The organism is Ancylobacter koreensis, from assembly GCF_023016525.1.
GTDB classification, from domain to species: Bacteria; Pseudomonadota; Alphaproteobacteria; order Rhizobiales; family Xanthobacteraceae; genus Ancylobacter; species Ancylobacter koreensis.
Genome location: NZ_JALKCG010000001.1, coordinates 152,391 through 171,813, shown reverse-complemented (window position 1 = coordinate 171,813; position 19,423 = coordinate 152,391). Strand labels below are relative to the sequence as shown.

Genomic DNA, 19,423 nt, shown 5'->3' with positions numbered 1-19,423 from the left:
CTAAAGACCGAACTGCGACAGCAGCGCCCGCAGGCGTTGCGTGTCCTCGCGCACGAAGGCGCCGAAGGCCTCGCCCGCGAGATAGTCGCCGGTCCAGTTGTAGCGGTACAGCGTCGCCCGCCAGTCGCCGCCGCCGACCGTCGCGTCCATGCGGGCGATCAGCCGGTCGAGCGCCGGCCCGGCGATGCCCGGCGGGGCGAAGACGCCGCGCCAGTTGGCCAGGGAGATATCGAGGCCCTGCTCGATCAGCGTCGCCGCCGGCAGTCCCGGCAGGCGCTGCGGCGCGGCAAGGCCGAGCAGCCTGATCCGGCCCGCCGCCAGATGGTCCTGCAATTCGCCGACCCCCCCGCACGCACAGCTCTGCGTGCCGGCGAGCACCGCGTCGATCGTGCCGACACCGCCGATGAAGGAGCGGTAGCGCAGCTGGCGCGCCGGCAGGCCGGCATGGCGGTTGATCATGGCGGCGAGGATGTAGTCGAAGCTGCCGCGCGAGCCGCCGCAGAACGACACGCGGTCCGGCGTCTCGCGCATGGCGGCGACGAGGTCGGCGAGGGTGGCGAAGGGGGAATCCGGCCGTACGGCGCAGCCGATATATTCCGTGGTCAGCCGGGCCACCGGCGTGAGATCGGCGAGGCTGGTGGCCTGCCGTACGGCGATGGCGGCGCCGATCAGGCTGGCGCCGGCGAGCAGCACGACGTCGCCGCGCCGGGAAAAATCGTCGATGAAGCGGGTGATCGCGTGGGGCGCGCTGGGCTGCCCCTCGGTGACGAGGGAGGCGACCTCCGTGTTGCCGAGGCAGTCGGCCAGCCGGTGGCCAAGCCGGCCGAGCCCGCCGCCGTCCGGCACCGGCAGCAGGATCGTCAAAGGTACGCCGGCCGACTCCGCCGCCGGCGCACCCTGGTCCGTCGAGGCGCGTGCCATCGACAGGCCAAGACTGCTCGCGGCAAGACCGGCGATGAAGCGACGGCGGTGCATGAAACTCGCTGGGCGGCCAGAGTGCGCAATTGTGTCGAAGTTAGTTTGAATGTCGGCATAGTTGCTCAGGCGCCGCTGCGGAAGTGACCATGCGGCAATCGACGTCGATGTGACGAAAGTGTTACCGGAGAAACACGTTCTCCGTGCATGTAGGGTAGTTTTATACCGTTATTGACGCCGCGTTCGCCGGGCGTGTCACTACAATCCGCCTGCCGCGTCCAACCGCCCCCCGTGATGGTGCCGGCACTCGCCGTGATCGGCGAGAATCTCGATCACCCGGCACTCCGAGACATGGCCATGCGAGCACCCTTCCACCATGCGCGCGAGCTCGGCCCGCAGCGCGGTGAGGCTGGCGATGCGCCGCTCCACCGCGACGAGGTGATCGCGGGCGATGGCGTCCGCCGCCGCGCAGGACTGGTCCGGCTCGTCCTGCAGGCGCAGCAGGGTACGGATCGCCTCGATCTCGAAGCCGAGTTCGCGGGCATGGCGGATGAAGGCGAGGCGGCGCAGATCCTCCCCGCCATAGGAGCGGCGTCCGCCTTCCGTACGCGGCGGGCTCGGCAGCAGGCCGATCTCCTCATAGTAGCGGATGGTCGGCACCTTGACGCCGCTCGCGCGGGCCGCCTCGCCGATGGTGAACTGTCCCGCCGCCGCCGTCATATCCGCTCTTGCTCCTCTAGTCGCTGGAGGAATTAGGCTCCTCGCCACGACCTGACAAGGGTGTCCGCGACGACGCCCGGTCCGCACAGGAGCCGCATCATGTCCGCCGTGAAGACCCGCTACCGCATCGAGGGAATGGATTGCGCCTCCTGCGCGACGAAGATCGACACGGCCGTGCGGCGGGTGAAGGGCGTGGAGGAGGTGTCGGTATCGGTGACCGCCGGTACGCTCACCGTCGCGCATGAGGACGCCGATCTCGGCCTGCTGGAAAAGCGCGTGACCGGGCTCGGCTACGGCATCTTCCGGCTCACCGTCGCCGCCGGCGCGGCGCCGCTGGCGCCGCACGGGGCTCACAGTCACGACCATGAGCACGGTCACTCCCACGGCCACGATCACGCGCATGGCGACGGCTGCGGTGCCCACAACCATGGCGCGCACGACTCATGCTGTGGCGGCCACGCCCATGGGCATGATCATGCGGAACACGACCATGCGGAACACGAGCATGAGCGCGGCCGGGATTCTGGCGTGGATTCTGCTGCGCCGGCGCGGGCCGCGCGCGAGAGCGGCCACAGCCACCTGCCGGGCGATGTGCCGTGGTGGAGGACCGGCAAGGCGCGCCTGACCCTTGTCTGCGGCGCCGCGCTGGCGGGCGCCTACGGGCTCGGCCATTTCTTCCCCGGCCTCGACCCGTGGATCTTCATCGCCGCGCTCTCCATCGGTCTGGTGCCGATCGCCCGCCGCGCGCTGATGGCGGCGCTGTCCGGCACGCCCTTTTCCATCGAGACGCTGATGACCATCGCCGCCGTCGGCGCGGTGATCATCGGCGCGTCGGAAGAGGCGGCCGCCGTGGTGTTCCTGTTCCTCGTCGGCGAACTGCTGGAAGGCGTCGCCGCCGGGCGGGCGCGCGAGTCGATCCGCGCGCTCACCGACCTCGTGCCGAAGACGGCTCGCCTTATCCAGGGCGCTTTCACCCGCGAGGTGCCGGCTGACAGCCTGAACGTCGGCGACGTCATCCTCGTGCGGCCCGGCGAGCGCATACCCGCCGACGGCGAGGTGCTGGAGGGCGCCGGCTCGGTGAACGAGGCGCCGCTGACCGGCGAGAGCGTGCCGGTCGCCAAGGCGCCAGGCGATCCGGTCTTCGCCGGCACGGTTAATGCCGAGGCGGTGCTGACCGTGCGCACCACCACCGAGCCGTCCGACAACACCATCGCCCGCGTGGTGCGCCTCGTGGAGGAGGCGCAGGAGAGCAAGGCGCCGACCGAGCGTTTCATCGACCGCTTCGCCCGCTGGTACACGCCCTTCGTCGTCCTGCTCGGCGCGCTTGTGGCGGTGGTGCCGCCGCTCCTCTTCGGCGCGGCATGGGACGAGTGGATCTACAAGGGCCTCGCCCTGCTGCTGATCGGCTGCCCCTGCGCGCTGGTCATCTCGACGCCGGCCGCCATCGCGGCGGGGCTGGCCTCCGGTGCGCGGCGCGGCCTGCTGATCAAGGGCGGCGCGGTGCTGGAGGTGCTGCGCACGGTGAACGCGGTGGCGCTCGACAAGACCGGCACACTCACCGAGGGCAAGCCGAAGGTGACGGACCTCATTGCCTTCGACGGCGACGAGGCGACCCTGCTGGCCCGCGCGGCGGCGCTGGAGGCCGGCTCCACCCATCCGCTGGCGAGCGCGATCCTGAACGAGGCCGCCGCGCGCGGGCTCGACGTGCCGCCGGTGAGCGCGGCCGGTGCGCTGGGCGGCGAGGGGGTGAGCGGCACGGTGGCCGGCGTGGCGTTGTTCCTGGGCTCGCCCAAGGCAGCCGGCAGCCGCGCGCCGCTGGCGGCCGGGCAGGAAAGCGCCATCCACGCGCTGAACGATGCCGGCAAGACGGTCGCCGTCCTGCTGGCGGACGGGCGCGCCGCCGGCCTCATCGCCATGCGCGACGAGCCGCGCCCGGACGCGGCGTCGGGACTCGCCGCGCTGAGCGCGGCCGGCATCCGCACGGTGATGCTGACCGGCGACAATGAGCGCACGGCGAAGGCCATCGGCGCCGATCTCGGCATCGAGGTGCGCGCCGGGCTGATGCCGGCGGACAAGCAGCGCATCGTCGGCGAGCTGAAGGCGCAGGGGCTCGTCGTCGCCAAGGTCGGCGACGGCATCAACGACGCCCCGGCGCTGGCGGCCGCCGATGTCGGCATCGCCATGGGCGGGGGCACCGACGTCGCGCTGGAGACGGCGGACGCCGCCGTGCTGCACGGGCGGGTCGGCGACGTGGCGGCGATGATCGACCTGTCGCGCGCCACCATGCGCAACATCCACCAGAACATCACGCTGGCGCTGGGGTTGAAGGCGGTGTTCCTCGTCACCACCATCGCCGGCATCACCGGCCTTTGGCCGGCGATCCTCGCCGACACCGGCGCGACGGTGCTGGTAACGGCCAACGCGCTGCGGCTGCTGGGGCGCAAGCAAGGGTAGCGCCCCAGCAGGCGGAGCGCAGTAATTGGTTGGCCGTCATCCCGGAATGGCCGCAGGCCATATCCGGGATCGGCTGCCGAGAAGAGAACGGCACGCGATCCCGGCTCTCGCTCCGCTCGGCCGGGATGACGGTCCCGCGTCCGGCGCCTACTTCGCCAGCAGCTTCAGCCAGCGCTTGGCCTGGGTGCGCACGTTCTTCGGCGCGGTGCCGCCATAGGAGACGCGGCTCGCCACCGACTTCGACACCGAGAGCACGCCGAACACCTCTGCCGTGATGCGCGGCTCGACCGACTGCATCTCGGCGAGCGAGAGCTTGTGCAGCGGCGCGTCCTTGGCCGAGGCCAGCGCGACGATGCGGCCGGTGACGTGGTGCGCCTCGCGGAAGGGCAGGCCGAGCATGCGCACCAGCCAGTCCGCCAGATCCGTCGCGGTGGAGTAGCCTGCGCCGGCGGCGGCCTTCATGCGCTTCTCGTCCGGCACCATGTCGCGCACCATGCCGGAGGTCGCGGCGATCATCAGCGAGAGGGTGGAGAGCGCGTCGAAGGCGCCTTCCTTGTCCTCCTGCATGTCCTTGGCATAGGCCAGCGCCAGGCCCTTCATCACCATGAGCAGGCCGGTGAAGGCGCCGGCGATGCGGCCGATCTTGGCGCGCACCAGCTCGGCGGCGTCCGGGTTGCGCTTCTGCGGCATGATCGACGAGCCGGTGGTGAAGCGGTCGGAAAGCTTGAGCAGTCCGGTGAGCGGCGAGGTCCAGATCACGATCTCCTCGGCGAAGCGGGAGAGGTGCATGGCGCAGATCGCGGCGGCCGCCAGCGTCTCCAGCACGAAGTCGCGGTCGGACACCGAATCGAGCGAGTTCGCCGTCGGCCGATCGAAGCCGAGCGTGCTCGCCGTGGCAAAACGGTCGATCGGGAAGGAGGTGCCGGCCAGCGCGGCGGCGCCGAGCGGACATTCGTTCAGCCGCTTGCGCGCGTCCGCGAGACGTCCGCGGTCGCGCCCGAGCATCTCGACATAGGCGAGCAGGTGATGGCCGAAGGTGACGGGCTGCGCGGTCTGGAGATGCGTGAAGCCGGGCATGACCGTGCCGGAATGGATCAGCGCCTTCTCGGCCAGCGCCGTCTGCAGTTCCTTGAGCTGGGTGTCGAGCGTGTCGATTGTGTCGCGCACATAGAGCCGGAAATCGGTCGCCACCTGGTCATTGCGCGAGCGCGCCGTGTGCAGACGCCCGGCGGAGGGGCCGAGCAGCGTGGCGAGGCGCGATTCCACGTTCATGTGGATGTCTTCCAGCGCGCGCTGGAAGGTGAAATCGCCGGAATCGATCTCTGACAGGATCGTGTCTAGACCGGCGACGATCTTTTCGGCATCAGCCCTGTCGATGATCCCCTGGGCCGCCAGCATCGAGGCATGCGCCTTCGACCCCGCAATGTCCTGCGCGTATAGCCGCTGGTCGAAACCGATGGAGGCGTTTATCTCCTCCATGATGGCATCGGGGCCGGTCTCGAACCGGCCGCCCCACATCTTGTTGCTCATGCTCACTTTTCTCCGCGAGGACGGCGATGACCGAACGACCTGAGGACGCGACGGGGACCGGGACGGCGGGTCAGGCGCGGCCGCGCGGCCGGTTCGCCCTGATCATCCTCGCCGCCCTGCTCCTCGGCGTCCTCGCCGGGCTGGCAGGCGTATACGGGATCGGGGGGCTGGGGCGCAACGCCGATGCCACGCCGCCGGCTTCCGCGCCTACTACGAGCGCCTCGGCGAGCTCCGCTCCTGCGGGCGAGGATGCGTCCTGCGGCGCGGCGAGCGAGACGGCCGGCAAGATTGCCGATCTGGCGCGCGGCGAACTCGCCGCCTTCGCCCCGACGCTGAAGCCCACCCGCATACCGGACCTCGCCTTCCTCGGCCCGGACGGCACGCCGGCGAAGCTCTCGCAGGTCGGCGGCGACGGGCTGAAGCTCGTCAACGTCTGGGCGACGTGGTGCGTGCCGTGCCGCAAGGAAATGCCCGCGCTCGACGAATTGCAGGCGAAGCTCGGCCGCAAGGGCGGCGGCGACATGCCCGGCTTCGAGGTGGTGGCGCTCAACATCGACACGCGCGATCCGGCCAAGCCGAAGACCTTCTTCGACGAGATCGACATCAAGCACCTCGCGCTCTATGCCGATCCGAAGGCGCAGGCCTTCCAGGACTTGCGGGCGGTGGGGCGCGGCTTCGGCCTGCCGACCACCATGCTGATCGACGCGAAGGGCTGCGAGATCGGCCATATCGCCGGCCCGGCGGAATGGGCGAGCGGGGACGCGGTGGCGCTGATCGAGGCGGCGCTGGCGGCGGCCGGGCCGGGCGCCAAGGCGACGGCGGCGCCCTGACGGCGCGATCCATGGACCGTCCCGTCCGAAACGGGTGGCGCGGCGGGCCGCCAGCGGCTATGTGAGCCGCGCACGGCGCCTGCCCGCCGTCGGTCGCCTTCCCGGAGTGCCCCATGCCCGACGCCCCCGCCCGTCACGGCCCGCAGCCGATGGCCGCGGGCGACTGGGCGACGCTGGCCCTGCTCTCGCTGATCTGGGGCGGCTCCTTCTTCTTCGGCCGGGTGGCCATTCAGGAAGTGCCGCCGCTGACCATGGTGCTGGTGCGGCTCTCCGTCGGCGCGCTGACGCTCTGGGTCATCGCGCGGGCGCGCGGCGTGCGGCTGCCGCTCGGCCGGCGGCTTCTCGCGGAGTTCGTCGTGCTGGCGATCATCGCCAATATCATTCCCTTCGGGCTGATCGCCTGGTCGCAACAGCATATTCCCAGCGGCCTGTCGTCCATCCTCAACGCCGCCACGCCGCTGTTCACCGTGCTGGTGGCGCAGGCCTTCACCAAGGATGAGAAGTTCACCGCCGGCAAGCTCACCGGCGTGCTGCTGGGCTTTGCCGGAGTCGCGGTGATGATGGGGCCGGCGCTGATCGGCCAGCTCGGCGGGCATCATCTGCCGGCCCAGCTCGCCGCCATCGGCGCCACGGTCTCCTACGGATTCGCCGCCGTCTATGCCCGCCGCTTCAAGCACCTGCCGCCGCTCGGCGTGGCGCTGGCGCAGCTCGCGGCGGCAAGCGTGCTGCTGGCGCCGCTGGCGCTGGCCATCGACCGTCCGTGGACGCTGGGAATGCCCTCGCCGCATGTTCTGGGCGCGCTGGCGGGGCTCGGCATGCTCTCCACCGGCATCGCCTACATCCTGTACTTCCGCATATTGGCGCGGAACGGGGCGACCAACATCTCGCTGGTGACCTTCCTGGTGCCGGTGAGCGCGATCCTGCTCGGGGCGCTGGTGCTGGGCGAGGAGATGGAGCCGCGCGAATTCGTCGGCTTCGCCATCATCGCGCTGGGACTGGCGGCGATCGACGGCCGCCCGTGGCGGTGGGTGAGGGGAAAGGTGGGGTAGAGGCCTTCGTGACTCGGCCGTCATCCCCGGGCTTGACCCGGGGATCCAACTCTTGAAGCGCGCTGTCGGAACGAAGGCGTGGATGGCCGAGTCAAGCCCGGCCATGACGGTTTATGGGGCGGAGACGGCCGCCATCATGCGTCTCGGCCATTACGCCGTGCGGGGCGGCCGGGATGACGGACTTTCAGTGTTTCAGTATGCCGGCGTGCCCCGCCTCTAGCGGGTCGGGACGGGCTTCTCGCCACGATAGTCGTAGAAGCCGCGCTGAGTCTTGCGCCCGAGCCAGCCGGCCTCGACATATTTCACCAGCAGCGGGCAGGGGCGGTACTTGCTGTCGGCCAGCCCCTCGTGCAGCACCTGCATGATGGAAAGGCAGGTATCCAGCCCGATGAAATCGGCAAGCTGGAGCGGGCCCATCGGGTGGTTGGCGCCCAGCCGCATGGCGGTGTCGATGGCGTCGACCGAGCCCACGCCCTCATAGAGCGTGTAGATCGCCTCGTTGATCATCGGCAGCAGGATGCGGTTGACCATGAAGGCCGGGAAGTCTTCCGACACCGCATAGGTCTTGCCGAGACGGGTGACGAAGGCCTTGGACAGCTCGAAGGTCTCGTCCTCGGTGGCGATGCCGCGCACCAGCTCGACGAGCTGCATCAGCGGCACCGGGTTCATGAAGTGGATGCCGATGAAGCGCTCGGGCCGGTCGGTGGAGGCGGCGAGCCGGGTGATCGAGATGGAGGAGGTGTTGGTGGCGAGGATCGCCTCGGGCTTCAGGAAGGGGCAGACGGTCGAGAAGATCTTGCGCTTGATCTCCTCCTTCTCCACCGCCGCCTCGATCACGAGGTCGACCTCGGCGAGATCGGCGGTCTGGTCGGTGCCGTGGATGCGCCCGAGCGCGGCCTGCTTCTCGGCCTCGCTATAGGCGCCCTTGGAGACCTGGCGCGCCATGTTGCCGTTGATGGTGGCGAGGCTCGACTTGAGGCGGTCGGCCTCAAGGTCGTTCAGCACGACGTCGTAGCCCGCCAGCGCGCACACATGCGCGATGCCGTTGCCCATCTGGCCCGCGCCGATGATGCCGACGCGCTTGATCTCGAAACCCATGGCCTGCGTCCGTCCTCTGTCGGCGTTGCGCCGCCTTCCCGAGTACACTGCCCGGCGTGCTTTGCCGACGACAATTCCAGTATAGAGCGGCGTCAGCCTTTTGCCTTAGCTATTTCGGCGGTGAGCTCCGGCACGATCTGGAACAGGTCGCCCACCAGGCCGAAATCGGCGACCTGGAAGATCGGCGCCTCCTCGTCCTTGTTGACCGCCACGATGACCTTCGAGTCCTTCATGCCGGCAAGGTGCTGGATGGCGCCGGAGATGCCGAGCGCGACATAGAGGTCGGGAGCCACCACCTTGCCGGTCTGGCCGACCTGCCAGTCGTTCGGCGCGTAGCCGGCGTCGACCGCTGCGCGCGAGGCGCCGACCGCCGCGCCCAGCGCGTCGGCGAGCGGCTCGACCACGGAATGGAAGTTCTCCGCCGAGCCGATGGCGCGCCCGCCCGAGACGATGATGCGGGCGGCGGTGAGCTCGGGCCGCGCGCTGGTGGCGATCTCTTCGCCGACGAAGCGCGAGCCGGCGAAGGCGCCGGCCTCGTCCACCGGCTGGATCGGCGCGCTGCCACCCTCGGTGGCGGGCGCGAAGCCGGCGGTGCGGATGGTGAGCACCTTGGTGGCGTCGGTGGCGCGCACGCGCTGGATCGCGTTGCCGGCATAGGTCGGCCGCTCGAAGGTGTCGGGCGCGATCACGGCGACGACGTCGGAGACCTGCATCACGTCGATGAGCGCGGCGATGCGCGGCAGCACGCTCTTGCCGAAGGCGGTGGAGGGCGCGGCGATGGCCCCATACTGGCCCGCCAGCGCGACGCCGAGCGCGGCGACCGGCTCGGCGCGGCGGTGGGCATAGGCCGGGCCGTCGGCGAGCAGCACCTGCGCGACGCCGGCGAGCTTGGCGGCGGCCTCGGCGGCGGGCCGTGCATTCTCGCCGACGACGAGCACATGCACCGGGGCGCCGAGGGCCAGCGCGGCGGTCAGCGCGCGGGCAGTGACGGGGTTGAGGCTGGCATCGTCATGCTCGGCGAACAGCAGGGTGGGCAGATGGTCGGCCATGGTCAGAGCACTCCCGCCTTCTTGAGATGATCGACGAGTTCGGCCGGCGAGCCGACCTTGATGCCCGCCGTGCGGCCCGCCGGCTCGGTGGTGGAGAGCAGCTGAAGGCGCGGGGCGAGGTCGACGCCAAGCTCGGCGGCCGGCTTCTCCTCGATGGGCTTCTTCTTGGCCTTCATGATGTTGGGCAGCGAGGCGTAGCGCGGCTCGTTGAGGCGCAGGTCCGTGGTCAGCACCGCCGGCAGGTCGAGGTCGAGCGTCTGCAGGCCGCCATCGATCTCGCGGGTGACGGCGATGGTCTTCTCGCCGATCTCGACCTTCGAGGCGAAGGTGGCCTGCGGCCAGCCGAGCAGGGCGGCGAGCATCTGGCCGGTCTGGTTGCAGTCGTCGTCGATGGCCTGCTTGCCGAGGATGACGAGGCCGGGGCCTTCCGCCTCGACGATCTTCTTCAGGAGCTTGGCGACGGTGAGGGGCTCGATGCCGGCTTCGTCGGTCTTCACCCAGATGCCGCGGTCGGCACCCATGGCGAGCGCGGTGCGGATGGTCTCGTCGGTCTTCACCGGCCCGATGGAGACGGCGACGACCTCGCTCGCCTTGCCGGCTTCCTTCAGCCGCAGCGCCTCCTCGACGGCGATCTCGTCGAAGGGGTTCATCGCCATCTTGACGTTGGCGAGCTCGACGCCCGAGCCGTCCGGCCTGACGCGGATCTTGACGTTGGCGTCGACGACCCGCTTCACGGGCACCAGGATCTTCATCACACATCTCCCGTCGGGCGCGGCGCGAGGCCGGCCCCTGGCAGCCGCATTCGGGGAAGGCGAAGCCGCCAGCGGGCCAGGCGAGGAACCGATTGGGGCGCCCGGTGGCGATGGTGCGAAGCGGCGTCAGCCTGCGGAAAACCGCGGCAAACTATGGTTCGCCCCGAGGGCTGTCAACGCTGTCGGGAGCCGCTCCGCCCCGCCTGCGGCGGCATGTCTGGCACAGACCCGTTCAGACCGGCGGGCGCCCGTCCGGCGTGCCGTCGCGTGTCATCACCCAGAGCGGCACGCCGCGCCGGCGCAGGAACACGACCAGCACCGCGCCGGTGACGAGCCCGCCTATATGCGCCCACCAGGCGGTGTCCTGCTCGCCCGAGGCGAGGAGGCTCCAGACCTGGAAGCCGATCCACGCGCCGAGCGGCCAGATGGCGGGAATGCGCAGCGGCACGCGCAGGAACATCAGCACCCAGATGCGCACATTGGGATGCAGCATGAGATAGGCGCCGACCAGGCCGGAGATTCCCGCCGAGGCGCCGACAAGCGGCGAGGCCGAATCGGGCATGGCCAGCGCGTGGGCGAGGCCGCCGGCGATGCCGCACAGGAGATAGAAGACGAGGAAGCGCAGATGGCCGAGCGCGTCCTCCACATTGTCGCCGAACACCCACAGGAAGGCCATGTTGCCGGCGAGGTGCAGCCAGCCGCCGTGCAGGAACATGTAGCTGACGAGGGTCAGCTCCGAAGGCAGCCGCACATATTCGGCCGGCAGCACGGCGGCATGCGTCACCACGGCGGGAATGGCGCCGTAGCCGAAGGCCGAGGCGACGTCGATCTCCGGCCGGTAGCCGTGCTGGACGAAGACGAAGATCAGCACGTTGAGCGCGATCAGCGCCCAGGTGACATAGGCGTGGGTGATCCCTTCCAGCGGATTGTCGTCGTTGAAGGGGATGAGCATCGCGCGCCGCGCCGTCCGCCGTGGGCGTCAGTCGCCGCGCCCCGCCGCCGGCACCCACAGGACGTCGCCGCCCTCGGGGCCGCCGGCGCGGGCATTGGCGGCGCGGCTCATGACGAAGAGAAGGTCCGAGAGGCGGTTGAGGTACTTCACCGCCGCCGGCGAGACGATCTCGCCCGGCGCGCGCGACAGCTCGACCGCGAGGCGCTCGGCGCGCCGGCAGACGGTGCGCGCGACATGCAGATGCGCCGCCGCCGGTGTGCCGGCCGGCAGCACGAAGGAGCGCAGCGGCTTGAGCGCGCCGTTGAGCGCGTCGATGTCGCGCTCCAGCCGGTCGACCTGCGAGGGCACGATGCGCAGCGGCTCGTAGCCGAGCGGCTCGCCGGTGTCGGGGGTGGCGAAGTCGGCGCCGAGGTCGAACAGGTCGTTCTGGATACGCGCCAGCATGGCGTCGATGTCGGCGAGGCCCGTATCCGCCCCCGTGTGCAGCCGCGCCACGCCGATGGCGGCGTTGGTCTCGTCCACCGTACCATAGGCGTTGACGCGCAAATCGTGCTTGGCCCGCCGCTCTCCGCTGCTCAGCGCCGTGGTGCCGTCGTCGCCGGTGCGGGTGTAGATGCGGTTCAGCACGACCATGGTGGATGCGTCCCTCGATGGGTCCTTTCGCGGCTCAGCCGCGATTCATCAGGATGATGGTCGCGAGCACGAAGCACAGCGCCACCGCCTGAAGCAGCACGCGCCACTGCATGAGCTTCTGCGAGCGCAGGGGCGAGCCGCCGCGCGCCATGTTGGCGAGGCCCAGCACCAGCACGAGGGCGACCGAGCCCAGCGCCACCGGCAGCACGACGAATTTGGCGATGGTGACGGCGTCCATCGGGAAGCTCCCGCGGTCCCGCAGGACCGCTCTCTAGTTCAGGGCGACAATGGCAGCATTGAGCGCCGTCGCAAAGGATACCCATGCCAGATAGGGGGCGAGCAGCCAGGCCGCCATGCGGTCGATGCGCGCGCTCGCCCAGATCGTCGCGGCGATGGCGAGCCAGAGCGCGAGGACCACCGCCAGCGCGGCGCGCGGGGCTTCCATGCCGAAGAACACCGGCGACCACAGCGCGTTCAGCACGAGCTGGAGGAACCAGAGCGAGACCGCCCGGCGCCGCTCCGGGGAGGGTGCATGGAGCTGCCAGAGCCGCCACAGCGCCACCGCCATCAGCACGTAGAGCGTCGTCCAGGCGATCGGGAACACCGCGTCGGGCGGCGTCCAGGACGGCTTGGCAAGGCCGGCATACCAGGTCGGGATCTTCGGCGTGGTGGCGAGCGAGCCGACCGCGCCGACGGCGAGGCACAGGCCGACCGCGAGCACGAGGCGGAAGAAGGAGAGTGTCTTCATCGGGTTCCTCCGGCCGGGAATCGCCGCATCCGGCCAGCTTATACGCGCTGCCGGCAGGATGGTTCACACCGGGGTGGCGGGCGTCGTCGGCCCGGCGCCCCAGGGCGCCCGCCCGCCCGGCGGCATGCGGGCGGCGAGGTCGCGGAAGGCCGAGGAGGCGCTGTCCAGCCGCGCGGTCCAGTCCGGGTTCGGGGTCTGGCCGCGTATGGCGATATCATAGGCCTGCAGCAGCGAGGCGATGGACAGCGGCTCGATCAGCGCCGCCTTCAGCGCCCAGGCGAGAATACCGGCGAAGACCACGCCGAAGCCGGTGAGCCCGCCCGGCAGCGCATAGGCGAGCCCGATGGCGGGGCCGAGCAGGAAGAGGAAGATCAGCGCCGTCGCCGCATATTCGAACAGCGCGATCCACACCGCGTTGCGCACCAGCGCGCCTGCGTTCTGCGCGTAGAGCACCAGCCCGTCGCGCGCGGCCTGCGCGGGCGCCGCGTCCTCGCGGCGGATGATGTAGGCGAGGATCACCTCGTCGACGAGGCCGAGGGCGATCTTCAGCACGGCGCTGACGAAATCGTTCAGCGTCTTGAATCCGGGTATCCAGCCGGTCAGCAGGTTGAGGATACCGACCAGCGCGCGCACCACGCCGCGGATGAGGATGTCGATGCCGAACAGGATGTTCACTTCGAGGAAGCGCGCCTTCACCATGGCGACGGCATAGGCGATCTGGTCCTGCCCGCCGGGAATCTCGCCGCCGCGCAGCAGCGCGTCGAGCGCCGCCACATGGCCGGCCTTGACGAGATAGACGAGATACTGGCGCACCCACCACAGCACGCCGGCGACCAGCCCGAAGCCGGCGAGCGCGCCGATCAGCGCGCCGGTGATCTCGGCGTCGCCGCCGAAGGCGAGGCCGACGGCCCAGCCGATCCCCGCGCCGACCCCGATCCCGGCCACGAAGCCGAAGGCGATGCCGACATAGACGACGAGGCGCAGCAGCACGAAGGGCCAGGTGCGCAGCACCAGAGCGATCGTCGTACCGATCGAGAAATCCCACATGACCCCGCCCCCCAAAGCAAAGCCCCGCCCCGGCAGCGGCCGGGACGGGGCGAAGCGTAGAACGGTTTCGCGGGCTTGGAAATTCGTCCGCGACGTTGGCGGTGCGCGAGGCGTGCCGTCAGGCGGCGAGCAGCTTCTCGATCTCGTGAACCGGCATCTTCACGAGGTCGCGGTCGACCTCGCCGGCCAGAATGTCGTGCACGCTCTTGGACAGATGCGTGCGCAGTGCGCCGAGCGCGCGCGGGGCGGCGACGATCACCAGCGACGTTACCTCGCCCGCCGTCGCGGCCGCGTCGAGCCGTCCGGCGATCTGACGCATGAAGGCGCGCTCGCCCTCCTCCTGCCAGTCGGTCGGCTCCACCGAGGAGCGCGCCGAGCCGACGGACTGGTGCACCCGGCCCGGCGCGTCCGTGCCTTGCTCGCGGGTGGGCGGGTTCTCCTGCTCGTGGACCTCGCGGGTGCGCAGGTTGGGGAACATCGCGTCGCCCTCGTTGCACAGCACGAGAGCCTTGCGCCCGTCGCACACCACGACCCAGGCCCCGGCTTCGATCTTGAGCTTGCTGTAGCTGGTCATTCAGGCACCTCCTCGCCGGCAGTCTCCGGCGTTGTCGCCATTGCACAGGGCGGACGGCGCGTCCGCCTTGACGAGGGTCAAGCCCGGCCGGCGGCGAGGGGTTCCGAGGATGCGGGCCGGGGCGCGGCTAGTAGCGGTTCTCGCGGGCGCGGCGGATCGCGGCGTTGAGCTCGCCGCCATACACGAAGATCGAGGCGGTGGTGTAGAGGAAGACCAGCGCCACCATCACCGAGGCGAGGCCGGCATAGGTGGTGACGTAATTGTTGGCGAATTCGGCGAGATAGCGCCCGAAGGCGGCGCCGGCGGCCAGCCACAGGCCCAGCGTCACCAGGATGCCGGGCGCCACCTCCGCCAGCGTGCGCCGGCCCGAGGGTAGCCACATATGCGCCACCACCAGCGCGACGATGAGGATGGCCGAGGTCGCGGCATAGCGCAGGAAAGTGATGACCCAGCCGAAGGGCTGGAGCGCCGGCACCCAGCGCACCGCCGCCAGCCACAGCACCGGGCCGAGCACGACGAGGAAGGACAGCGCCAGCAGGCCCGCCGCGCCGACCACGACATAGCCGATGGATTCGAGGCGCAGCCAGTACCAGGAGCGGCCCTCGCGCACGCCATAGGCGCGGTTCAGCCCGATGCGCAGGCTCTCTATGCCGTTGGACGAGAAGTAGATGGCCAGCACCACGCCGATGGTCAGCACGTCGGTGCGCACCTGGGTGAGCACGTTGCGGATCTCGCGGCCGATCGGCTCGGCCACCTGCGCCGGCCACGCCTCCAGCATGAGCTGCACCGTCTCGTCGGCGAGGTTCTTGAAATCGAAGAACGCCGCCAGCGCGGTGACGAAGATGAGGAAGGGGAACAGCGACATCAGCGCGGAGAGCGCGATATGGCTGGAGATCGCCCATCCGTCGTCCTCGACGAAGCGCCAGAAGGCGTCCCAGGCGATGTCGAAGGCGCGCAACAAGAGTTCGGCTCTCCTCGTGGCGGCATCCCGGCGGCGGGCAGGTGTCGCCGTGACATCGGACGTCGGGCGCCAAATGGCAAGTCCTTCCCGCCGCTTTGGTAAAGCGCCGGCGTCGCGGAGCGCGGGCGAACCCAATTCGTTTTGGCGCGAAGCGGCCGGCCTGTGGTAGATAGGTCGCCCGCTTTTGATGACCCCCTTTCGTGACCAGCGAGTGAAGCCATGTCCGCCACCTCTGCCCTGCGCGCCGCCCCCGCCACCGGGAACCTTCCCGGCGCGCCGGCCCCGCGCGGCCCGCAGGGTGAGGACGTCGCCGCGCTGATGCTGGCGATCGGCGCTAGCGCCCGCGCCGCCGCCCGCGCGCTGGCGCTGGCCCCCGCCGCGACCAAGAGCGCCGGGCTGAAGGCCGCCGCCGCCGCCATCCGCGCCCATGCCGGCGACATACTCGCCGCCAATGCGCTGGACGTGGAGGCCGCGAAGGCCGCCGGCATGAACGCCTCCATGCTCGACCGGCTGACGCTGAACGCGGCGCGGCTGGAAGCCACCGCGCGCGGCGTCGAGGAGATCGCCGAATTGCCCGACCCGGTCGGCACGGTGACGGAGAGCTGGGAGCGGCCGAACGGCCTGCGGCTGGAGCGTGTGCGCACCCCGCTCGGCGTCGTCGGCGTCATCTATGAGAGCCGGCCCAATGTGACGGCGGACGCCGGCAGCCTGTGCCTGAAGGCCGGCAATGCGGTGATCCTGCGCGGCGGCTCGGACAGCTTCAATTCCTCGCGCGCCATCCACGCCGCGATGGTGGAGGGACTGGCGAGCGCCGGCCTGCCACAGGACGCCGTCCAGCTCGTGCCGACCCGCGACCGCGCGGCTGTGGGCGAGATGCTCGCCGGCCTCGGCGGCAATGTGGACGTCATCGTGCCGCGCGGCGGCAAGAGCCTCGTCGCCCGCGTGCAGAGCGAGGCGCGCGTGCCGGTCTTCGCGCATCTGGAAGGCCTCGTGCACGTCTATGTCGACAGGGGCGCCGACCTCGACAAGGCGCTGACCATCGTGAAGAACGCCAAGCTGCGCCGCACGAGCGTGTGCGGGGCGGCCGAGACGCTGCTGGTCGATTCCGCCGATGCCGCCCGCCTGCTCGCCCCGCTCGTCTCCATGCTGATCGGCGAGGGCTGCGAGGTGCGCGGCGACGCAGCGGCGCAGGCGGTCGATCCGCGCGTGAAGCCGGCGAGCGAGGAAGACTGGCGCACCGAATATCTCGACGCGGTGATCTCGGTGAAGCTGGTCGACGGCGTGAAGGCCGCCATCGACCATATCGAGACCTATGGCTCGCACCACACCGACGCCATCCTCACCGAGGACGCGGCGGTGGCCGAAACCTTCCTGAACGAGGTCGATTCCGCCATCGTCGTGCACAACGCCTCGACGCAGTTCGCCGATGGCGGCGAGTTCGGCTTCGGCGGCGAGATCGGCATCGCCACCGGGCGCATGCACGCGCGCGGGCCGGTGGGCGCCGAGCAACTCACCTCCTTCAAGTACCGGGTGCGCGGCACCGGCCAGATCCGGCCGTGACCGAGGCGCAGCCGGCGGAATGGCGCCTGCCGCCGCTGGCGCCGGGGCTGCGCGTCGGGCTCTATGGCGGCAGCTTCAACCCGGCCCACGCTGCCCATCGCGCGGCGAGCCTGCTGGCGCTGAAACGCCTGAAGCTCGACCGCGTGTGGTGGCTGGTGACGCCCGGCAATCCGCTGAAGGACAATGGCCGCCTGCCCCCGCTGGCGACGCGACTGGAGCAGGCGCGCGCGGTGGCGAACCATCCCGCGCTGGTGCCGACCGGGCTGGAGGCGGGGCTCGGCACGCGCTACAGCTACGACACGGTGGCGGCGCTGGTGCGCCGCTTCCCCGCCGTGCATTTCGTCTGGATCATGGGGGCGGACAACCTCGCCTCCTTCCACCGCTGGCAGCACTGGCAGGCCATTGCCGGGCTGGTGCCGATGGCGGTGGTAGACCGCCCCGGCTGCACCCTGCCGGCCATGGCTTCCCCCGCCGCCCACGCCCTCGCCCGCTGGCGCCGCCCCGAAAGCGAAGCCCCCGCCCTCGCGACCCAGCGCCCGCCGGCCTGGGTGTTCCTGCACGGCCTGAAGTCGCCGCTGTCGTCGACACGGATCAGGGGGGAGGGGTGAGGGGGGCGTGCCGTCGGCAAGGGGCGGGGCGCCTTTCCTCATTATGGCCGGGGGCGACCCCATTCCAGACGCACAGACTTCGATGGCTAGTTCTCAAAAGCGGATATTTGGTCGAATTGGCATCCTTGTTTTTCGCAGACCCGCCGCCCCAGATCTCATGATGAAAGCGTGGGCCGTCCGCGTCCCTGGTTTTCTTTCTTGTTACGCCAGTAATTCCCTGAATTTGGCGTGCAAGGTGGCCTCCACAACATGGTCGTTGAGCCGAGCCTTCGCTTGAAGCATGGCTTGGAGTTCCACATCCTTCAGAACGATGACATACCCAGTGTTGCGTACAGCGGCGTCCTTGCACCGATCCAACAATCTTTGCGGGTTGTCAACCTCTCTACATGTCAAGATACCCAGTCGACCACGATCATTGTCGAAGCGGCCAAGCAACTGATCCAGTTCATTGTTGGCGATGTCGTCACTGTAGTTCTTGCACTCGACGATCACTATATTTGCGTTAACACGTGGATCTCCTCGCCGCTGAGAGAAGAAGCCTGTCTCGGCAGCGTTCGTGTAAACGATATCCACGCGCTTGCGACCCTGATTTATCTCCCATTCCTTTTGTGGGAGAATCAGCGATGGATAGAACAGCGCGGTCAAGGCGCCCGTGATGAGCGAGTGGTATTCATTCGCGTGCTTGGCGCCAGTTGGGATGTTCGGCAGCCGATCAGCAAGCGCCTGACATACGGCCGTGATAGTTGGGTTTTCGTCGCCAAAATTTAGCATCGCACTTTGTTTCGCGGCGATCTCCTTGTAGAGGTCCAGAAGCTCTGGATGATCGCGAACCATGTCCGCGATGAATGGTTTGGATTTTGGATTCTTGTCGCGAACGTCGCCCTTGCGTACCTTTCTTCTTCCCTTGATCGTTTGGACCAGAGAGCTATTGACGCGCAAATTCTCGGCAACCAAGAAATCCGTGATTTGCTTGTTGTAGAACTCCTGACTGTCCAGTGAAAGCTTTCGGCGGACAATATACTTAGGAACAAGCAGGATTGGGTCGGCATCAATATATGGCAACCTGACACTCCGACCGACCCAATTGCCGCGATCACCGTCCCATAGGGAGGGGCCATTATATTCAAGCGTCTCGATCTCGTGTAATTCGCATTGTTCTTGCGTGTAATCGACGAGAAGTCCGCGAATTATGTTGGTAGTTAGATCGGACATCTTGTCCCGATCGATGCCCTCGACGTAGAGCGACATCTCAGAAAAATCATTAAGCAAGCCTGTTTGAAAGGCCCTGCTCTTCTTGATCGCGCTTATCAATTGCGAGGCTTGATGGCGGCCCACACCGCGTCCTTTTGGAGCCTCGCTCGAAACTCCCAAGAAGGTCTCCTTGGGTTCACGGAGATGTGACATGAGGCCTTCAGCGCGGTGATCGTCTGCATCTCGGAGCGCGGCGAGAACTTCGCTAAAGAAAAGGCTGATTTGTTCGGCGGCTTCTTTAGCCCAAGTATCATCCTGTATTTCGATCGCGTATGGGTCAACATAAACGGGGAGATCGTAGGTATTGCTAACGTCGACGAAATCTAGTTCATGCTGGGTTTTTCCTAAGCCAAAATATTCCGAAAACCTTGGCATTTGACGCCCCCTTTGACCCATGCGCGGCGCCAAATTTCTATCATCTAGCTGGCGATGGCGTAAGGTACAGACAATATGCTATCCGCCAAAAGTTTGACTGACGGTGAGCTTTCATGTCAATGAGTGTGATTAAATTATCCACTGATAGACTTATTGATCGGTTCGGTCTCTACGCGTAGTGAAACGACAGGCCTCGCTGAGTTATCGTTAAACTGCGACACGCTGCTATCGGTCCAGACTCCTCATCAGCAGATGTCTGTTTTCCTAGTTTTCCATGTTAAAGCAGACCGTGCGCAACCCACCCCAAAGCAGATTCT

19 protein-coding genes are annotated in these 19,423 nt (G+C 68.6%); 5 read left to right on the top strand and 14 right to left on the bottom strand.

From position 1 onward, the window contains the following. Together MWN33_RS00785 and MWN33_RS00780 are read right to left on the bottom strand one after the other, a co-directional pair. Window positions 1–975 carry a Bug family tripartite tricarboxylate transporter substrate binding protein gene (locus tag MWN33_RS00785; protein WP_247198176.1) on the bottom strand — a complete coding sequence of 325 codons (975 nt, stop codon included), beginning with the start codon at window positions 973–975 and terminating at the stop codon, window positions 1–3. 198 nt (window positions 976–1,173) lie between these two features. Further along, on the bottom strand, window positions 1,174–1,635 hold the full coding sequence (locus tag MWN33_RS00780) for a MerR family transcriptional regulator (RefSeq protein ID WP_247198175.1): 462 nt from the start codon (window positions 1,633–1,635) through the stop codon (window positions 1,174–1,176). Between the two features lie 99 nt (window positions 1,636–1,734). On the opposite strand from MWN33_RS00780, the gene MWN33_RS00775 reads away from it, so the two are divergent. Further along, on the top strand, window positions 1,735–4,089 hold the full coding sequence (locus MWN33_RS00775) for a heavy metal translocating P-type ATPase (RefSeq protein ID WP_247198174.1): 2,355 nt from the start codon (window positions 1,735–1,737) through the stop codon (window positions 4,087–4,089). Window positions 4,090–4,236: 147 nt separating this feature from the next. Here the strand turns inward: MWN33_RS00775 and argH are convergent, their stop codons facing one another. After that, the gene (argH, locus tag MWN33_RS00770) at window positions 4,237–5,619 is read right to left on the bottom strand and encodes an argininosuccinate lyase (RefSeq protein ID WP_247198173.1); all 1,383 of its coding nucleotides are present in this window, start codon (window positions 5,617–5,619) and stop codon (window positions 4,237–4,239) included. A 26-nt stretch (window positions 5,620–5,645) separates the two neighbouring features. Here argH and tlpA point away from each other — a divergent pair, with 26 nt between their 5' ends. Together tlpA and MWN33_RS00760 are read left to right on the top strand one after the other, a co-directional pair. Continuing rightward, window positions 5,646–6,449, top strand: coding sequence for a thiol:disulfide interchange protein TlpA (gene tlpA, locus MWN33_RS00765; protein ID WP_247198172.1), 804 nt, complete (start codon window positions 5,646–5,648; stop codon window positions 6,447–6,449). A 113-nt stretch (window positions 6,450–6,562) separates the two neighbouring features. Further along, the gene (locus tag MWN33_RS00760) at window positions 6,563–7,498 is read left to right on the top strand and encodes a DMT family transporter (protein ID WP_247198171.1); all 936 of its coding nucleotides are present in this window, start codon (window positions 6,563–6,565) and stop codon (window positions 7,496–7,498) included. 216 nt (window positions 7,499–7,714) lie between these two features. Here the strand turns inward: MWN33_RS00760 and MWN33_RS00755 are convergent, their stop codons facing one another. From MWN33_RS00755 to MWN33_RS00710, 10 genes are all read right to left on the bottom strand, one after another. Next, entirely contained in the window at window positions 7,715–8,596 is an 882-nt protein-coding gene (locus MWN33_RS00755; RefSeq protein ID WP_247198170.1) for a 3-hydroxybutyryl-CoA dehydrogenase, read from the bottom strand. Between the two features lie 92 nt (window positions 8,597–8,688). Further along, window positions 8,689–9,633: an electron transfer flavoprotein subunit alpha/FixB family protein gene (locus tag MWN33_RS00750; RefSeq protein ID WP_247199745.1), complete on the bottom strand. Its 945-nt coding sequence runs from the start codon at window positions 9,631–9,633 to the stop codon at window positions 8,689–8,691. A gap of 14 nt (window positions 9,634–9,647) precedes the next feature. Then, entirely contained in the window at window positions 9,648–10,397 is a 750-nt protein-coding gene (locus MWN33_RS00745) for an electron transfer flavoprotein subunit beta/FixA family protein (protein WP_247198169.1), read from the bottom strand. A gap of 232 nt (window positions 10,398–10,629) precedes the next feature. After that, window positions 10,630–11,349, bottom strand: coding sequence for a rhomboid family intramembrane serine protease (locus MWN33_RS00740; RefSeq protein WP_247198168.1), 720 nt, complete (start codon window positions 11,347–11,349; stop codon window positions 10,630–10,632). 27 nt (window positions 11,350–11,376) lie between these two features. Further along, entirely contained in the window at window positions 11,377–11,982 is a 606-nt protein-coding gene (locus MWN33_RS00735) for a cob(I)yrinic acid a,c-diamide adenosyltransferase (protein ID WP_247198167.1), read from the bottom strand. Between the two features lie 34 nt (window positions 11,983–12,016). Further along, the gene (locus MWN33_RS00730) at window positions 12,017–12,220 is read right to left on the bottom strand and encodes a twin transmembrane helix small protein (protein ID WP_247198166.1); all 204 of its coding nucleotides are present in this window, start codon (window positions 12,218–12,220) and stop codon (window positions 12,017–12,019) included. A gap of 33 nt (window positions 12,221–12,253) precedes the next feature. Next, window positions 12,254–12,730, bottom strand: coding sequence for a TspO/MBR family protein (locus MWN33_RS00725; protein WP_247198165.1), 477 nt, complete (start codon window positions 12,728–12,730; stop codon window positions 12,254–12,256). A gap of 63 nt (window positions 12,731–12,793) precedes the next feature. Further along, window positions 12,794–13,777 carry a hypothetical protein gene (locus tag MWN33_RS00720; protein ID WP_247198164.1) on the bottom strand — a complete coding sequence of 328 codons (984 nt, stop codon included), beginning with the start codon at window positions 13,775–13,777 and terminating at the stop codon, window positions 12,794–12,796. A 118-nt stretch (window positions 13,778–13,895) separates the two neighbouring features. Then, window positions 13,896–14,351, bottom strand: a complete 456-nt coding sequence (locus tag MWN33_RS00715) for a baeRF12 domain-containing protein (RefSeq protein ID WP_247198163.1) — start codon at window positions 14,349–14,351, stop codon at window positions 13,896–13,898. Between the two features lie 127 nt (window positions 14,352–14,478). After that, window positions 14,479–15,312 (bottom strand): YihY/virulence factor BrkB family protein, encoded by an 834-nt coding sequence (locus MWN33_RS00710; protein WP_247198162.1) that lies wholly within the window; start codon window positions 15,310–15,312, stop codon window positions 14,479–14,481. 318 nt (window positions 15,313–15,630) lie between these two features. Between MWN33_RS00710 and MWN33_RS00705 the strand changes: the two genes are divergently transcribed. Together MWN33_RS00705 and MWN33_RS00700 are read left to right on the top strand one after the other, a co-directional pair. Beyond that, entirely contained in the window at window positions 15,631–16,872 is a 1,242-nt protein-coding gene (locus MWN33_RS00705; RefSeq protein WP_247199744.1) for a glutamate-5-semialdehyde dehydrogenase, read from the top strand. Then, complete coding sequence (locus MWN33_RS00700; protein ID WP_247198161.1) at window positions 16,869–17,480, top strand: nicotinate-nucleotide adenylyltransferase; 612 nt, start codon at window positions 16,869–16,871, stop codon at window positions 17,478–17,480. Before MWN33_RS00705 ends, MWN33_RS00700 begins: the two co-directional genes overlap by 4 nt. 201 nt (window positions 17,481–17,681) lie before the next feature. On the opposite strand, the gene MWN33_RS00695 is transcribed toward MWN33_RS00700, so the two are convergent. Beyond that, on the bottom strand, window positions 17,682–19,139 hold the full coding sequence (locus MWN33_RS00695; protein ID WP_247198160.1) for a hypothetical protein: 1,458 nt from the start codon (window positions 19,137–19,139) through the stop codon (window positions 17,682–17,684). Window positions 19,140–19,423: the final 284 nt, after the last annotated feature.